This is a genomic window from Embleya sp. NPDC059237 (assembly GCF_042754105.1).
Taxonomy (GTDB): domain Bacteria; phylum Actinomycetota; class Actinomycetes; order Streptomycetales; family Streptomycetaceae; genus Embleya.
In genome coordinates this window covers 306,658-321,880 of the sequence record NZ_JBHZAE010000002.1, presented here as the reverse complement: position 1 = coordinate 321,880, position 15,223 = coordinate 306,658, and the positions used below count along the sequence as shown (strand labels likewise).

Here is a 15,223-nt window from a genome sequence, read left to right as displayed (position 1 = left end):
CCCAGGCATCTGGCGAGTAGATGACAACCTCCTGTGATCGACTGTGTTCACGAAGTCCCGAAGCGCTTAGAGGCCCACCCGGTAGGCCACCGACACCCCGCCCCATGCCTCGCCCGCGCCGTAGGCCACCGCTCCGAGTCGGCCCGCGGGGGGCAGGGATCCGGCCGTCAGTTCCTCGGCGAAGGCCAGCGGGATCGTCGCGGACGACGTGTTCCCGGAGTGCTCGATCCGATTCACGAACGGCACGCCGAGATGGGTGGTGAAGTTGCGGACCTGCTCCAGGATGCGGCCGTTCGCCTGGTGGCCGACCACGACGGTCGGCGCGGGGCCGTGGTCGAACAGGTACTGCGCCGACTCCGTCATCCGGCGCACGGCGCGGTCGTACACCTGCATCCCGTCCAGATGGATGCCGCCGCCGTCGAGTTCGCGCATCAGCGCCTCCTGGGCGCCGTCGCAGCCGGCCACCTGGCGAAATCCCTCGAACTCCGGGCGGTCCGCGAGCAGTACGGCCGCGGCGCCGTCGGCGAAGATGCACGCCGTCTGCCGGTCGGTCCGGTCCACCATCCGGGACATGGCCTCCACCGAGCACAGCAGGACCGACCGCGCCGATCCCGCGTCGCACAACGAGAGCCCGGTGACCAGACCGTAGACGAAGCCGCAACAGGCCGCGTTCATGTCGAACGTCAGTACCGAGGACCCCAGTCCGACGAGTTGCGCGACCTTCTGCGCGATCCCGGGCACGCGCTGCGGCGACGAGGTGCTGACCACGATCAGGGCGCCGATCTCGGAGGAGTCCGCCATCGCGGTCACGATCGGTGTGCAGGCCTCCGCCGCCACCTCCGCCAACGAGGTCTCGTCCGGCAGCCAGGAGCGGGACGCGATGCCGCTGCGGCGCCGGATCCACTCGTCGGTGAGGCCGATCGACGTGAAGTGGTCGTTGTCGATCGTTCGGCCCGGCTTGGCGGTGGCGATGTCGACGATGCCCGCGCTCATCCCCGGTTCGCCAACTTCACGAAATAGGTGGTGAAATCGTCCAGGAAGGCGAAGCCCGCGGTCTCCTTCAGATCGCCCTTGACCTGGAGCTCGCTCTCCAACTGCTGGTGCAGCTCGACCAGGTCGAGGGAGTCGAGGTCGAGGTCGGCGACCGGCCGGGCGAGGTCGTCGGGACCCAACCCCGGGTCGCGCTCGCGCAGTTTGGCCAGCATGGTGTCCGCGATCCGGCTCTCGATGTCGCTCATGTCCTTCTCCGTTCTCCGTCCCCGGAGGGAACTACTCGGCTGCCAACCGGTACAGCACCTCGCCGGACTTGAGGATCGTGCCCACCGTCGCGGCGTGGGCAGTGATCCGTCCGCCGCGTTCCGCCTCGATCTCGGTACTGGCCTTGTCGGTCTCCACGACCGCGATCACGTCGCCGCGCTCGACCCGGTCGCCGACACCGGCGACCCACTCGATCAACAGGGCCTCGCCGAGACCGTGGCCGAAGCCGGGAACCGGCATGTCCTCGGAGGAGTCGCTCACTTCGTCATCACCAGCACCTCGTCCTTGATCTCCTGCACACCGATCAGGTATTCGCTCTCGAAGTTCGCCGGGGGATAGATGCGGCGTTCGGGGGCCAGCCGGCGGATCGGGCCCCGGAGCGTGTCGAAGCCGCGCTCGGCCACCTCTGCGGCGATCTCGGCGCCGATGCCGACGTCCTTCGACCCTTCGTGCACGATCAGCAACCGGCCGGTACGGGTGACCGACTCCAGCACCGTGTCCATGTCGAGCGGGGCGACCCAGCGCAGGTCCACCACCTCGACGTCGACATCGGGGGCGAGGTCGTGCGCCGCCTCCAGCACCTCGTGGGTGATCGCGCCGAACGTGGCGATCGTCAGGTCCGTGCCGCGCCGGACGATCCGGGCCGCGGTCGGCGACCGCGCCGGCTCGGGGTCGCGCACGGGTGTGTCCCGCCGCCAGTACAGCCGGATCGGCTCGTACACCACCACGGGCGAGCCGAGCGTCACCGCGTGGCGCAACACCTGGTCGGCGTCCTCGCCGGTGGACGGGCACGCCACCGAGATACCCGGGTAGCGGGCGAACAGCGCCTCGTTCGACTCGCTGTGGTGCTCGACGCCCCGGAAGCCCCCGCCGGTCGGGATACGCACCACCAGACTCGGGCTCACCTGCCCGTTCCACCGGTAGCCGATCCGCGACGCCTGGGTCACCAGCTGGTTGACCGCGGGATAGGTGAACCCGTCGAACTGGATCTCGCAGATCGGCACGAGACCGCTCATCGTCATGCCGACGGCCTGGCCCACGATGGTGGACTCGGCCAGCAGCGAGTCGCGTACCCGCTCCGCGCCGAAGCGCTCGCGCAGACCCCGGGTCACCCGGAACACGCCGCCGAGGCGGCCGATGTCCTCACCGAGAAGCAGCAGTCCCGGCTCGTGTTCGAGCAGGTCGGCGAGGGTTGCGTTGATCGACTCCGCGAAGGTGGGGGTCCGCACGGTGCTCGTCTCGACGGTGCTCGTCACGCGTACTCCTTCATCAACCGTTCGCGCATCTCCCGTACCTCGGTCTCGACACCCTCGAGCCACGCGGCGTCCACCACGCCCAGGCCGCTCAGCCGGGCCGCGTACGAGGTCACCGGATCCGCGGCCACGCTGCGCGCGATGTCGTCGCGGGTGCGGTAGACCTCCTGCGAGTCGGTGGTCGTGTGGCCGCGGATGCGGCCGACCTGGATCTCGACCAGATAGGGCGCGCGTTCGCCACGAATGTGGGCGGCGGCCCGCGAGCAGGCCGAGAACACGGTTTCCGGATCCCGACCCGAGATCCGGACCGACTCGATCCCGAAACCCCGAGCCCGCTCGGCCACCGAGGTGCGCATCTGCTCCTCGGCCGGCTTCGAGATGGCCCAGCCGTTGTTCTGGCACACGAACAACACGGACGCCGACTCCACGGCGGCCAGGTTCAGCGCCTCCGACATGTCGCCCTCGCTGGTGGCCCCGTCGCCCACGTACACGACGACGAAGTCCTCTTGCCCCTGCAGGCGTTGCCCGATCGAATAGCCGACCCCGTGCAGGGTCTGAGCGGCCAGGACCAGCGTGTAGGGGAAGAACCGCAACCGATACGGATCCCAGCCGCAGAACGTGCGGCCGGCCCACTGCGCCAGCAACTCGTCCGGCGCCACGCCCCGAAGCAGCGCGATGGCGTGCTCGCGGTAGGTGGGAAAGACCGTCGCCTCCGGGCCCACGGCGAGCGCGGAGCCCACCTGCGCGGCCTCGTGCCCCTGCCCCGAAGCCCACAGGATGAGCCCGCCCTGCTTCTGGAGCCGATGCGCCTCCTCGTCGAGACCTCTCGCCACGAGCATGTGGCGCAACAACGACCGCCGTGTGTCGTCGTGCAATTCGGTCGCGTACTCGTACTCGGATTCCGACTTCAAGACCATGGATCACCAGCCGTAGGTTCGTCGATGAGCTTTCTGTCGTCGTATCGCGGTATCGCGCGCAACATCCCGAGGACCTCCGGGTGACGGCGAACCGTACGTCGGCGGTCGGGGTGCGGCTTTTCCGGCACTTCCCCACCCGGGGGATCGGGCCTCGGCGGGCCGACCGCGCAGACCCGTAATCGACTGCGCGCTCTCGATCGCCTCCGGGGAGGAGATTGGCAGAACCCGAATTCGAGCAGACCCGTCGACGGGCCGATGCCCGGTCATGGTGGCACAGAACTCGGCGGGGTACAGGTCCGACGCACGCCCGGGAGGTCGGCGCTCCCGCAGCCAATGTTCGGCGCCCCCGTCGCCATTGTGACGTGGGCGGTCGGGTCCTACGGTGTGGCCTCGGAACCGCGGTGCGGCCGGTGGATGCCGGGTGTCCCGTCGACGGGACGTCGCCGAACGACGAACCCATGTCCCGGCTCCGCGACGAGCGATATCGAGTCGCCCGGCGACGGGCGAGGGTTGTGAAATGGTGTGCGCCTCGGCCGAATTGCCCACCGTGTCGCCCCGTGATCGCCTGGGGTGACTCGGTCGCGGCATTCTTCGATTCCCAGTTGTGACGTGACGATTAAGGACGGTGCCCGTGAGCACGAACCCCTTCGACGACGAGGACGGCCGTTTCCAGGTCCTGGTCAACGCCGAGGAACAGCACTCCCTGTGGCCGGTGTTCGCCGACGTGCCGGAGGGCTGGCGGGTGGTCTTCGGCGAGGCGAGCCGGGCCGAATGCCTGGAATACGTCGAGCGGAACTGGACCGACCTGCGCCCGAAGAGCCTGCGGGAGGCCATGGCGGCGGACCGGTGATCCTGCGGGGAAAGCGGGTCGCCCTGCCACCGAATCCCGTCGTGCACCGGCAATTCGAGGCGCACGCGCGAACCGCCCCCGACGCCGTCGCCGTGCGCTGGGCCGACCGAGAGGTGACGTACGCCGAACTGGACGCGCACGCCAACCGGTTCGCCCGCCTGCTGCTCGCGCGCGGACACGGCCGGGGCGCGAAGGTCGGTCTGTGCCTCGACTACTCGATCGACCTGCTCGTCGCCCTCCTCGGCACGCTGAAGGCGGGCGCGGCCTACGTCCCGCTCGACCCGGCCTACCCGGAGGCGCGACTGCGACTGCTGCTGGGCCAGGTCCCCGATCTCGCCATGATCGTGGCCTCCCCGGCGACGTTCGCCCAGGTCGAGTCGGCGCCCGCCGAGGTGGTCGTCTTCGATGAGCTGGCCGACTACCTCGCCGGGCTCGCCGGTACCGCCCCCGACGTCGCGGTCACCGGGGACGACGTGTGCTACGCCGTCTTCACGTCCGGGTCCACCGGTACGCCGAAGCTGACCGCGGTGCGGCACGAGGGCTGGTTCAACCTGTTGAACTGGCTGATGCTCGAATTCGGCCTGAACTCCGGGTCGGACAACCTCGTGGTCAGCGCGTTCGGGTTCGACCTGTCGCAACGCAGCCTGATGATGCCGCTGTTCTGCGGCGCCACCCAACACCTGTTGGCGAGCCGGAACTTCGACGCCGCCATGGCCTATCGGCTGCTGAACCGACACGGGATCCGGGTCGTGCACTGCGCCTCCAGCACGCTGTATCTGCTGGTGGACTGGGAGACGGCGCGCAAGGGCGACGCGCTGACCCGGCTGGACTACGTGATCTTCGGCGGCGAGCCGCTGCACGTGGAGCGGCTCGCGCACTGGATGCGACGCGAGGGCAATACCTGCACCCTCCTGCACCAGTACGGGGTCGCCGAGTGCACCGACGTCGCCTCGTCCTACGACCTGGCCGACTACCGGCCGGGTGAACACGACATCGCCCCCGTCGGCAGACCGGCGTACAACACCGACCTGCACATCGTCGACGAGCACATGCGGGGCGTCGCGGCGGGCGAATACGGCGAGATCCTGATCGCCGGCACCAGTGTCGGTGCGGGCTACCTCAACGGCACCGGACCCGAATCCGAACGGTTCACCACGATCGAGGTGGACGGCGAACCGCGCCGGGTGTACCGCACGGGCGACCGCGGCCACGTCGACTCGAACGGCGATCTGGTCATCGCCGGCCGGATGGACGCGCAGGTCAAGGTGCGCGGGATGCGCATCGACCCCACCGACATCGAGCGTGCGCTCGGCCGGTTGCCCGGCGTCCGGCAGGCCGCCGTGGCGGTTGCGCACACCGACTCGGGCGACGTCGAGCTGATCGCGTTCCTCGTCCCGATCGGTGACGACCTCGCCGAGGAGGACGTGCGCGCCGGTCTTCTGGCGACGTTGCCGCGAAACATGGTTCCGGCCCGGTTCGTCAACACCGCGCGGATTCCCCTGAGTCCGCACGGGAAGGTGGATCGCCCGGCGCTGGTCGAGGAGTTCCGGAGGAACTTCGCCGACAGCGTCACCCCGGCATAGTCGACGGACCTTGATGACAACCGAGAGGACCTGTGATGATTGCCGAAAGAGTGCTGTCCATCTGGCGTCGGGAACTCCGGCGCGACGACATTTCCGTCGACGACAATTTCTTCACCCTCGGCGGCCAATCCGTGATTATGGCCGGTATCCAGGGTGCGTTCATCGAGGAACTGGACGTCGAGGTTCCGATGGACCAATTGTTTCTCAATCCGACGGTGTCGTCGATTTCCGCGTACATCGAATCCATGGGCGCGACGACCTCATAGCGTCGACCGGTCGTTCCGGCGGCCACGACGACTTTCCGGCTGCGGCCGCTTCGGGATCCAGATAACCACCAAGTGAGAGAGGCACCATGTACGACGTCATTGTCATCGGTGCCCGTTGCGCGGGTTCGCCAGCGGCCATGTTGTTCGCGCGTCAGGGATATCGAGTCCTGCTCCTGGAGAAGGCACGATTCCCCCTGGACACGCTGTCCTCGCATTACATCCACCAGCCGGGAGTGGCGCTGCTCGGTCGCTGGGGGCTGCTCGACGACCTCCGCGCCGCGGGTTGCCCGCCGATCAACCACGAGAGCTACGACGGGCCCGGGGTGCGACTGGACGGTTTCTCGCTACCGGTCGACGGATACCGGACGACCTACGCGCCCAGGCGGTTCGTGCTCGACCCGATCCTGGCGCGCGGAGCAGTGGCGTCGGGTGTGGACTTCCGGGAGTCCTGCGCGGTCACCGACCTGATCTTCGAAGACGATCGGGTGGTCGGGGTGCGGTACACCACGCCCGAGGGCACCGAGGCGACGGACCGGGCCCGGCTGGTGATCGGCGCGGACGGCATGCGCTCGCTGGTGGCCCGCAAGGTCGGCGCGCAAAACGTCGTCGAGCACCCGCGGGCGACCTGCGTCTACTACAGCTACTGGGCCGACGTGCCGTCGAGCTTCGAGCTGTTCGAGCGGCCGGGGCGCTGGATCGCCGCGATCCCGACCAACGACGACCTCACGCTGATCATGACCTACTTCCCGCAGGACGAGTTCCCCACCGTCCGCACCGCGGTGGAGCCCGCCTACCTGGAGGCCGTCCGCACCACCAACCCCGTGCTGTTCGAGCGGATGGCGGCGGGCAAGCGCGTGGAGCAGATGTACGGCACGGGGCACCAGGAGAACTACTTCCGCAAGGCCTACGGGCCCGGGTGGGTCCTGCTGGGCGACGCGGTGCACCACAAGGATTCGATCACCGCGCGCGGGATCACCGACGCCTTCATCCAGGCCCAGACGCTCGTCGACCACATCGGTGACGGCCTGCACGACGACGCCGTGCTCAAGCGGGCGTTGCGGCGTTACGAGAACGACCTGAACAACAACTTCCTCAACCTCTACCAGGGCGTGCTCAACGTGGCCGAGCTCAAGCCCGAGGGGCGCACGGAGATGTTGCGCAAACTCGTCGGCCACCAGGACCTGATCGACCGCTACTTCTCCACGGTCTCGGGTGCGTGCTCCCTCGACGACTTCTACAACGCCGACCTCTTGACGGTGCTCGATCAGAACTGAGTGGCGGATTGCCTCTGTGTAGTTCTGCCGATTGGGAGACACAATGATTCCGTTGTCGTTCGCGCAGCGTCGGCTGTGGTTCGTGGACCGCTTCGAAGGCCCCTCGCCGACCTACAACGGCGCGTTCGCGCTGCGGCTGACCGGTGAACTGGACGTGGCCGCACTGGAGTCGGCGCTTCGCGATGTCGTCGACAGGCACGAGGTCCTGCGCACGGTGATCGTCGAGGACGACGACGGGGTCCCCCACCAGGTGGTGCTGCCCGCCGACCACGAGCCGTTTCGGCTGCCGGTCGTCGAGGTCGCCGAGGAGGGGCGGGCGGCGGCGGTCGACGCGGTGGCCACGAAGTGCTTCGACCTGGCGGCCGACGTGCCGATCCGGGCCGAGCTGGTGCGGTGCGGACCGCGCGAGCACACGCTGGTGGTGGTGGCGCACCACATCGCCGTGGACGGGGAATCGTTCGGGCCGCTGTTCCGCGACCTGACCACGGCCTTCGCGGCACGCCGCGCGGGCGCGGCACCGGTGTGGGAGGCGCTGCCGGTGCAGTACGCGGACTACACGCTGTGGCAGCGCGACGTGCTCGGCGACGAATCCGACCCGGAAAGCCTGGCGGCCCGGCAACTCGCCTACTGGCGCGAGGGGTTGACCGACATGGCACAGCCGCTGGCGCTGCCCACGGACCGGCCGCGGCCGAGGATGATGAGCGCCCGCGGCGACGCGGTCGGATTCGCCATCGACCCCGACCTGCTCCGCTCCGTGGAGAAGCTGGCCGCGCAGGCGGACACCACGGTCTCGATGGTCATGCACTCCGCGCTCGCGGTGCTGCTGCACCACCTCGGCTGCGGCGACGACGTGCCCATCGGCGCCCCGATCGCGGGCCGCACCGACGAGGAACTGCGGGACCTGGTCGGCTTCTTCGTCAACACCTGGGTGCTGCGCGTCGACCTCTCCGGCAACCCGACCTTCGGCGAACTGCTGGGGCGGGTGCGGGATCGGGCGCTGGCCGCCTACGACAACCAGGACATGCCGTTCGAGCGGCTGGTGGAACTGCTCAACCCGGACCGGTCCACCGCCTACAACCCGTTCTTCCAGGTGATGCTCTCCTGGCAGCCGCCGGTGCCGGCGCTGACCATTCCCGGCCTGGAGGTGCGCGCCGAGCGGCTGGAGACCCGAACCGCCAAGTTCGACCTGTTCTTCGACCTGCTCCCCGACGCCTCGGGCGGGGCGCAGTGCCGACTGGAGTACCGCACCGACCTGTTCGACCGGGACACGGTCGAAACCCTCGCGGGGCGGTTCGTGCGCGTGCTGGGCCGACTCGCCGCCGACGCGGAGCGCCGGATCGGCGGGATCGACGTGCTGGACGAGGCCGAGCGGGAGCGGCTGCTCGGCACGTTCAACGACACCGCCACGGCCCCGACCGAGCTGACCGTCCCGCAGCTGTTCGAAACGCAGGTGGCGACGACACCGGACGCCCCGGCGATCGTGTGCGACGAGCGCACGCTGACCTATCGCGAACTGGAAGATCGGGCCAACGCCGTCGCGTGGGAGCTGATCCGGCGCGGCGCCGGGCCCGAGGACCTGGTGGTGCTGGCCCTGCCGCGCACCGAGGACCTGGTGGTCGGCCTGCTGGGGATCCTCAAGTCCGGTGCCGGATACGTGCCGATGGATCCGCAGTATCTGGGCGGACGGGCGCAAACGGTGCTCGCCGAGGCCGGTCCGCGATTCGCGGTCACCGACACGCGGACGTGGTCGGACATGCCGGCCAACGACATCCGGGCCGTGGAGCTGGACCGGCGCGCGGAGTGGGACACGCCCGTGGGGGCGCCGGACGACGCGCGCCGGACCTCGCCGTTGGCGCCGGACCACCTGGCGTACGTGATGTACACCTCCGGCTCCACCGGCAAGCCCAAGGGCGCCGCGATCACCCACCGCAACGTGGTCAACGGCGTGCGGGAGCTGGTCCGCGTGCTGGACGCGCCGCCCGGATGGCGGATGTTGGCCGGTACCTCGGTGAATTTCGACGTCTCGGTCTTCGAACTGCTGACCACCCTGTCCACCGGCGGCACGGCCGAGGTGGTGCCCAACGCGCTGGCCCTGGCCGAACGGCCCGGCTGGGCCGGCCAGGTGATCAGCGCGGTTCCCTCGGTGCTCGGCGAATTGGTCGGCCACCTGGAGAAGACCACCGACGTGCGCACGGTCGTCTTCGCGGGCGACATCCTCCCGGCCCGACTGGTGCGGCAGGTGCGCGAGGCGCTGCCCGGCGTGCAGGTCGTCAACTCCTATGGGCAGAGCGAGAGTTTCTACGCCACCACGTTCTCCCTCGACGGATCCGAGGAGTGGACGGACGGCGAGGTCGCGCCGATCGGCACCCCGCTGGGCAACATGCGCGCCTACGTGCTCGGCCCGGGACTGGCCCCGGTGCCACAGGGCGCGGTCGGCGAGTTGTACGTGGTGGGCACCTGCCTCGGGCGCGGTTACCACGGCCGTCCGGGCCTGACCGCCGAGCGGTTCGTGGCCAACCCGTTCGGTCCGGCCGGCGAGCGGATGTACCGCACCGGCGACCTGGCCCGGTGGAACGCGCGCGGGCAGCTGGAATGCCTGGGGCGCGGCGACGGCCAGGTGAAGGTGCGCGGCTTTCGGATCGAGACCGCCGAGGTCGAGGCGGCCTGCGCGGCGCACCCCGGGATCGGCGAGGCGGTGGTGGTCGCCCGCGAGGTGCCCGGCGGCGGCCGGCGACTGGTCGCCTACGTCGTGCACACCGAAGGCGAACGTGTCGGTGACGACGGTGCCGGCGGGATCGGCGACGTGGACGTACAGTCCGGTGCCTCGGCCGCCGAGCTGCGCAGGTTCGTCGCGGCCCGGCTGCCCGACTACATGGTGCCGTCGGCCTTCGTGGTGCTCGGCCGGATGCCGCTGGGACCGACCGGCAAACTGGACCGCTCGGCGCTGCCCGAACCGGAGTTCGTCGGCGAGACCTACCGGGAACCGCGCACCGAGGCCGAGGCGATCGTCGCCGCGGCATACGCGGACGTGCTCGGCGTGGAGCGGGTCGGCGTCGACGACGACTTCTTCGCCGTCGGCGGGGACAGCCTGCGCTCGATCCAGGTGGTGGCCCGGACCCGGGCCCGGGGCCTGGAGCTGACCACGCGGGAGATCTTCGAGTGCCGTACGGCGGCCCGACTCGCCGAGGTGGCCACCGCACGACGGGACACGATCCCGGCGCTCGCGGAGCACGAGGGCGGCGGCGTCGGCCCGATGCCGTTGCAGCCGGTGGCCCGGCAGGTGTTCGAACACGGCGGCGGCATCGACCGGTTCGCCATGTCGATCGCCCTGGAACTGCCCGCCGGCATCGACGAGAGCGGCCTGGCGGCGACGCTGGACGCGGTACTCGACCGGCACGACCTGCTGCGCGCGCAACTGGTGCGCGAGCACGACGAATCCTCCCTCGTGGTCCGCCCGCAGGGCGCGGTGCGGGCGGCGGAGCTGATCCGCCGGGTTCCGTGCGACGGCCGGTGGGACGAGCCGAAGCTGCTCGACCTGGCGCGGACGGAACTGGACGAGGCGACCGCACGCCTGGACCCGGAAGCCGGGACCATGGCGGACTTCGTCTGGTTCGCCGCCGAGTCGGGCGCCGGCCGACTGCTCGTGGTGCTGCACCACCTCGTGGTGGACGGCGTGTCCTGGCGGATCCTGATGGCCGACCTCGCCGAGGCGTGGCAGCAGGTCCGCTCCGGCCGCACGCCCGAACTACCCGCCGTCGGCACCTCGGCCCGCCGCTGGGCGTCGGCCCTGGCGGACGAGGCACTGAGCCCGAAGCGGGAAGCCGAGCTGGAGTTCTGGCGCGACATGTTGGAGGCGCCGAACCCCCCGCTGGGCACCCGCGCGTTCGACCCCGCGGTGGATGTGATGGCCACGCTCGACAGCGTGCGGGTGCAGGTGCCCGCCGACGTCACCGAGGCGGTGCTGACCACGCTCCCCGCGGCCTTCAAGGGCACCGGGACCGATGTACTGCTCGCCGCGCTCGCCCTGGCGGTCAACCGGTGGCAGGGCACGGAGCACTCCACCCTGGTCCGGTTGGAGGGACACGGCCGCGAGGAGGACGTCGTCCCCGGCGCCGACCTGTCGCGCACCGTCGGCTGGTTCACCAGCATGTATCCGGCCCGGGTCGACGTGCGGGGCGTGGACCCGGCCGAGGTGTCGGCCGGCGGTCCCGCCGTCGCGCGGGCGATCAAGCTGGTCAAGGAGCAACTGCGCGCCATCCCCGACAAGGGCGTGGGATTCGCCCTGCTGCGTCACCTCAACCCGGAGACCGCCGAACAACTGGCCGAACTCCCGGTGCCGCAGATCGGGTTCAACTACCTCGGCCGGATCTCCGACGCCGACGTGCCCGAACACCTGCGCTCGCAGGGGTGGGGACCGGCGTCGTCCTGGTCCGCCGAACTGGTCCCGACACCCGACCCGGACCTGCCCGCGCTGTCCGCCCTGGAGGTCAGCGCGGTCGCCACCGACACTCCCGACGGCACCCGACTGCAGGCCGCCCTCATGTTCCCCACCGGCCTGCTCACCCGCGAACGCGTCGGCGAACTGGCCGAGTCGTGGGTGGAGATGTTGCGCGGGATGGCCGCACACGCCGCGCAGCCGGCGATCGGCGGCCTGACGCCGTCGGACAACCCGCTGGTCACGGTGGGACAGGACGAGATCGAGACCTGGGAGGAGCGCTACGGCCGGCTGGCCGAGGTGTGGCCGATGCCCCCGTCGCAGTCCGGCATCCTGTTCCAGGCGGCGCTCGCCGACGGCTCCTTCGACGTCTACCACATGCAGTTCGTGCTGCACCTGTCCGGACACGTGGACCCGGAGCGCACCCGGGCGGCCGGGCAGGCACTGCTCTCCCGCTACCCGAACCTGCGCTCCGCGTTCCTGACCGGAGCCGGCGGCGAGCCGATCCAGGTCGTGCCGGAACACGTCGACATCCCCTGGCGGCACATCGACCTGACCGACCGCGACGAGGTCGAACAGGACGCCGAGCTGGACCGGTTCCTCGCCGCGGACCGGGTCGACCAACTCGATCCCGTCCGGCCGCCGCTGCTGCGCCTGGCCCTGCTCACCTGCGGGCCGAAGCGGGCCAAGCTGGTGATCACCGCGCACCACGCGCTGTTCGACGGCTGGTCGTCGCCGTCGGTGATCACGGACCTGATCCGGCTCTACTCCGGCACCCACGAGATGACGCCGGTCCGCGGCTACGGCGATTACCTGGCCTGGCTGGCGGCGCAGGACCGCGAGGCGTCGGCCGCCGCGTGGGCCGCGGAGCTGGCCGGATTCGACCGGCCGACCCTGGTGGCCCCGAGCACCGCGTTGCGCGAGACGGCGTCGGCCCTGGGCCGGATCGAGGTACCGCTGTCGATCGACAAGGGCCGCGAACTGGCCCGCCGCGCCGCCGAACTCGGGGTCACGCTGAACACGCTCCTCCAGGCCGCGTGGGCGATCCTGCTCGCGAAGCTCACCGGACAGCAGGATGTGGTCTTCGGCGCCGCGGTCAACGGTCGCCCGGCGGACCTGCTCGGCTCCGACGAGATGGTCGGCCTGTTCATCAACACCCTGCCGATCCGGGTCCCGTGCCCACCCGACCAGCGTGTCGCCGACGTGGTCACCGAGTTGCAGCGGCGGCAGACCGCGCTGCTCGACCACAACCACTACGGGCTGGCCGACATCCAGCGCGGGGTCGGACTGCCCGCCCTGTTCGACACCATCGTGGTCTTCCAGTCCTACCCGATCGACCGCGAGGGCATGATCGAGGCGAACACCTCCGCGGGCTTCTCCATCGACGCCATCCGGCCGTTCGCGGGCTCGCACTACCCGCTCACGCTCAACGCCTCCGACCCCTACCTGCGCCTGTCCCTCGACTACCAGAACCACCTCTACGACCGCGCCGCGGCCGAGGAGGTCGCCGCCCGGCTCGTGCGGGTGCTGGAGCAGGTGCTGGCCGACCCGACCGTGCCGATCGGCGCCGTCGACGTGCTGGCGGCGGACGAGCGGGACCGGCTGGTACGCCGGGTCAACGACACGACGCACCCGGTGGCCCCCGACACCCTGCCGGGCGCGTTCGAGGCCCAGGTGGCGCGGGAGCCCGACCGGATCGCGCTGATCGGCGACCGGGAGACGCTGACCTACGGCGAGTTCAACCGGCGCGCCAATCGACTGGCGCACTGGCTGATCGTCCAGGGCGCGGGCCCCGAGCGCACCGTCGCGGTACGGATCCCCCGGTCGGTGGACCTGATGGTGGCGATCTACGCCGTGGTCAAGGCCGGTGCGGCCTACCTCCCCGTGGACACCGACCTGCCCGAGGACCGGGTGCGCCACGTACTGGACAGCGCGAAGCCGCTCCTGGTGCTCGACGGGACGCTCCCGGACGTCTCCGGATACCCGGTGGTCGACCCCGAGCGCACGCTGTCGCCCGACAACGCCGCCTACGTCATCTACACCTCCGGATCCACCGGCGGCCCCAAGGGCGTACAGGTGTCGCACCGGTCGATCATGAACCGGCTGAAGTGGGGCCTGGCGCACTTCGACGTCGACGAACGGGACCGGGTGCTGCTCAGTACCTCGGCGAGCTTCGACGTGTCGGTACCCGAACTGTTCGCCCCCCTCCAGGTCGGCGCCGCCGTGGTGATCGCCCGGCCCGACGGGCGCCGGGACCCGGCCTACCTGGCCGAGCTGATCCGGCGCGAGAAGGTGACCGGCGCCGACTTCGTGCCCTCCCTCCTGGAGGCGTTCGTCGCCGAACCCTCGGCCGCGGCGTGCACGAGCCTGCGCTGGATCGAGGTCGCCGGCGAGGCGTTCCCGGCCACGCTCGCGAACAAGACGGTCGACCTGCTGCCCGACTGCGGGGTGCACAACCTCTACGGGCCCACCGAGGCGGCCGTCGAGGTCACCGCCTGGCAACACGTACCCGGCGCGGAGCGGGTCCCGATCGGCGCGCCGGTGTGGAACACGCAGGTGTACGTGCTGGACGCGGCGCTGCGCCCGGTCGCGCCCGGCGTCGCGGGGGAGCTGTACCTGGCCGGCGCCGGCCTCGCCCGGGGCTACCTCGGCCGCACCGACCTGACCGCGCACCGGTTCGTCGCCTGCCCGTACGGCGCCCCGGGAAGCCGGATGTACCGCACCGGCGACCTGGTCCGCTGGAACGAGGACAGCCAGGTCGAATACCTCGGCCGCACCGACTTCCAGGTCAAGGTCCGCGGCTTCCGGATCGAACTCGGCGAGATCGAGGCGGCGCTGACCGCACACCCCGACGTCGACCACGCGGTGGTCGTGGTGCGCGAAGAGCGCGCCGGCGACCAGCGGCTGGTCGCCTACGTCGTCCCGGGCAAGGACCCGGGCACCGCGCAGGCGGCCGACCTCGACCTCGCCGCGCTGACCGACCTGGCCCGGGAACGGCTGCCGGAGTACATGGTGCCCTCGGCCATCGTCCCACTCGCCGAGTTCCCCACGAACGCGAGCGGAAAGCTCGACCGCAAGGCCCTGCCCGCGCCCGAGCAGACCGAGGTCGCCGTCGGACGCGGGCCGCGCAACCCGAGGGAGGAAGTGCTCTGCCGGTTGTTCGCCGAACTGCTCGGTGTGGAGGAGATCGGCATCGACGTCGACTTCTTCGAGCACGGCGGGCACTCGCTGCTGGCCACCCGGCTGACCGGTCGCATCCGCAACGAACTCGACGTGGACGTGAAAGTCACGACGGTATTCCGCAATCCCACCGTCGCCAAGCTGGCGGAGAGCCTCGGCGCATCGACCGCCTCCAGCCGCCCGCAGCTGCGCCCGATGACCACATAGG

10 protein-coding genes are annotated in these 15,223 nt (G+C 70.5%); 5 read left to right on the top strand and 5 right to left on the bottom strand.

The features are described 5' to 3' along the window. Positions 1-66: 66 nt before the first annotated feature. Genes ACFXKZ_RS08320 through ACFXKZ_RS08300 form a run of 5 tightly spaced genes read right to left on the bottom strand, consistent with a single transcriptional unit; the run spans position 67 to position 3,421 of the window. Positions 67-993 (bottom strand): ketoacyl-ACP synthase III, encoded by a 927-nt coding sequence (locus ACFXKZ_RS08320; RefSeq protein WP_379997788.1) that lies wholly within the window; start codon positions 991-993, stop codon positions 67-69. Beyond that, positions 990-1,238, bottom strand: coding sequence for a hypothetical protein (locus ACFXKZ_RS08315; RefSeq protein WP_379997786.1), 249 nt, complete (start codon positions 1,236-1,238; stop codon positions 990-992). The genes ACFXKZ_RS08320 and ACFXKZ_RS08315 overlap by 4 nt, the downstream gene beginning before the upstream one ends. Positions 1,239-1,269: 31 nt before the next feature. After that, positions 1,270-1,518: a biotin/lipoyl-containing protein gene (locus ACFXKZ_RS08310; protein WP_379997784.1), complete on the bottom strand. Its 249-nt coding sequence runs from the start codon at positions 1,516-1,518 to the stop codon at positions 1,270-1,272. Beyond that, on the bottom strand, positions 1,515-2,513 hold the full coding sequence (locus tag ACFXKZ_RS08305) for an alpha-ketoacid dehydrogenase subunit beta (RefSeq protein ID WP_379997782.1): 999 nt from the start codon (positions 2,511-2,513) through the stop codon (positions 1,515-1,517). The genes ACFXKZ_RS08310 and ACFXKZ_RS08305 overlap by 4 nt, the downstream gene beginning before the upstream one ends. Beyond that, positions 2,510-3,421, bottom strand: coding sequence for a thiamine pyrophosphate-dependent dehydrogenase E1 component subunit alpha (locus tag ACFXKZ_RS08300; protein WP_379997780.1), 912 nt, complete (start codon positions 3,419-3,421; stop codon positions 2,510-2,512). The genes ACFXKZ_RS08305 and ACFXKZ_RS08300 overlap by 4 nt, the downstream gene beginning before the upstream one ends. Before the next feature lie 637 nt (positions 3,422-4,058). On the opposite strand from ACFXKZ_RS08300, the gene ACFXKZ_RS08295 reads away from it, so the two are divergent. From ACFXKZ_RS08295 to ACFXKZ_RS08275, 5 genes are all read left to right on the top strand, one after another. Then, positions 4,059-4,277 (top strand): MbtH family protein, encoded by a 219-nt coding sequence (locus ACFXKZ_RS08295; protein WP_379997778.1) that lies wholly within the window; start codon positions 4,059-4,061, stop codon positions 4,275-4,277. 41 nt (positions 4,278-4,318) lie between these two features. Beyond that, a complete protein-coding gene (locus ACFXKZ_RS08290; protein WP_379997776.1) occupies positions 4,319-5,860 on the top strand; it encodes an amino acid adenylation domain-containing protein in 1,542 nt (513 codons plus the stop codon). A 35-nt stretch (positions 5,861-5,895) separates the two neighbouring features. Continuing rightward, positions 5,896-6,126: an acyl carrier protein gene (locus ACFXKZ_RS08285; RefSeq protein WP_379997774.1), complete on the top strand. Its 231-nt coding sequence runs from the start codon at positions 5,896-5,898 to the stop codon at positions 6,124-6,126. An 86-nt stretch (positions 6,127-6,212) separates the two neighbouring features. Then, positions 6,213-7,400: an NAD(P)/FAD-dependent oxidoreductase gene (locus ACFXKZ_RS08280; RefSeq protein WP_379997772.1), complete on the top strand. Its 1,188-nt coding sequence runs from the start codon at positions 6,213-6,215 to the stop codon at positions 7,398-7,400. Between the two features lie 43 nt (positions 7,401-7,443). Further along, the gene (locus tag ACFXKZ_RS08275; RefSeq protein ID WP_379997770.1) at positions 7,444-15,222 is read left to right on the top strand and encodes an amino acid adenylation domain-containing protein; all 7,779 of its coding nucleotides are present in this window, start codon (positions 7,444-7,446) and stop codon (positions 15,220-15,222) included. Position 15,223 lies beyond the last annotated feature (1 nt).

What these genes read in the sequence shown, in the direction of transcription:
- ACFXKZ_RS08320 (WP_379997788.1), bottom strand. Translation starts at nt 993, where the DNA reads ATGAGCGCGGGCATCGTCGACATCGCCACCGCCAAGCCGGGCCGAACG.
- ACFXKZ_RS08315 (WP_379997786.1), bottom strand. Translation starts at nt 1,238, where the DNA reads ATGAGCGACATCGAGAGCCGGATCGCGGACACCATGCTGGCCAAACTG.
- ACFXKZ_RS08285 (WP_379997774.1), top strand. Translation starts at nt 5,896, where the DNA reads ATGATTGCCGAAAGAGTGCTGTCCATCTGGCGTCGGGAACTCCGGCGC.
- ACFXKZ_RS08280 (WP_379997772.1), top strand. Translation starts at nt 6,213, where the DNA reads ATGTACGACGTCATTGTCATCGGTGCCCGTTGCGCGGGTTCGCCAGCG.
- ACFXKZ_RS08275 (WP_379997770.1), top strand. Translation starts at nt 7,444, where the DNA reads ATGATTCCGTTGTCGTTCGCGCAGCGTCGGCTGTGGTTCGTGGACCGC.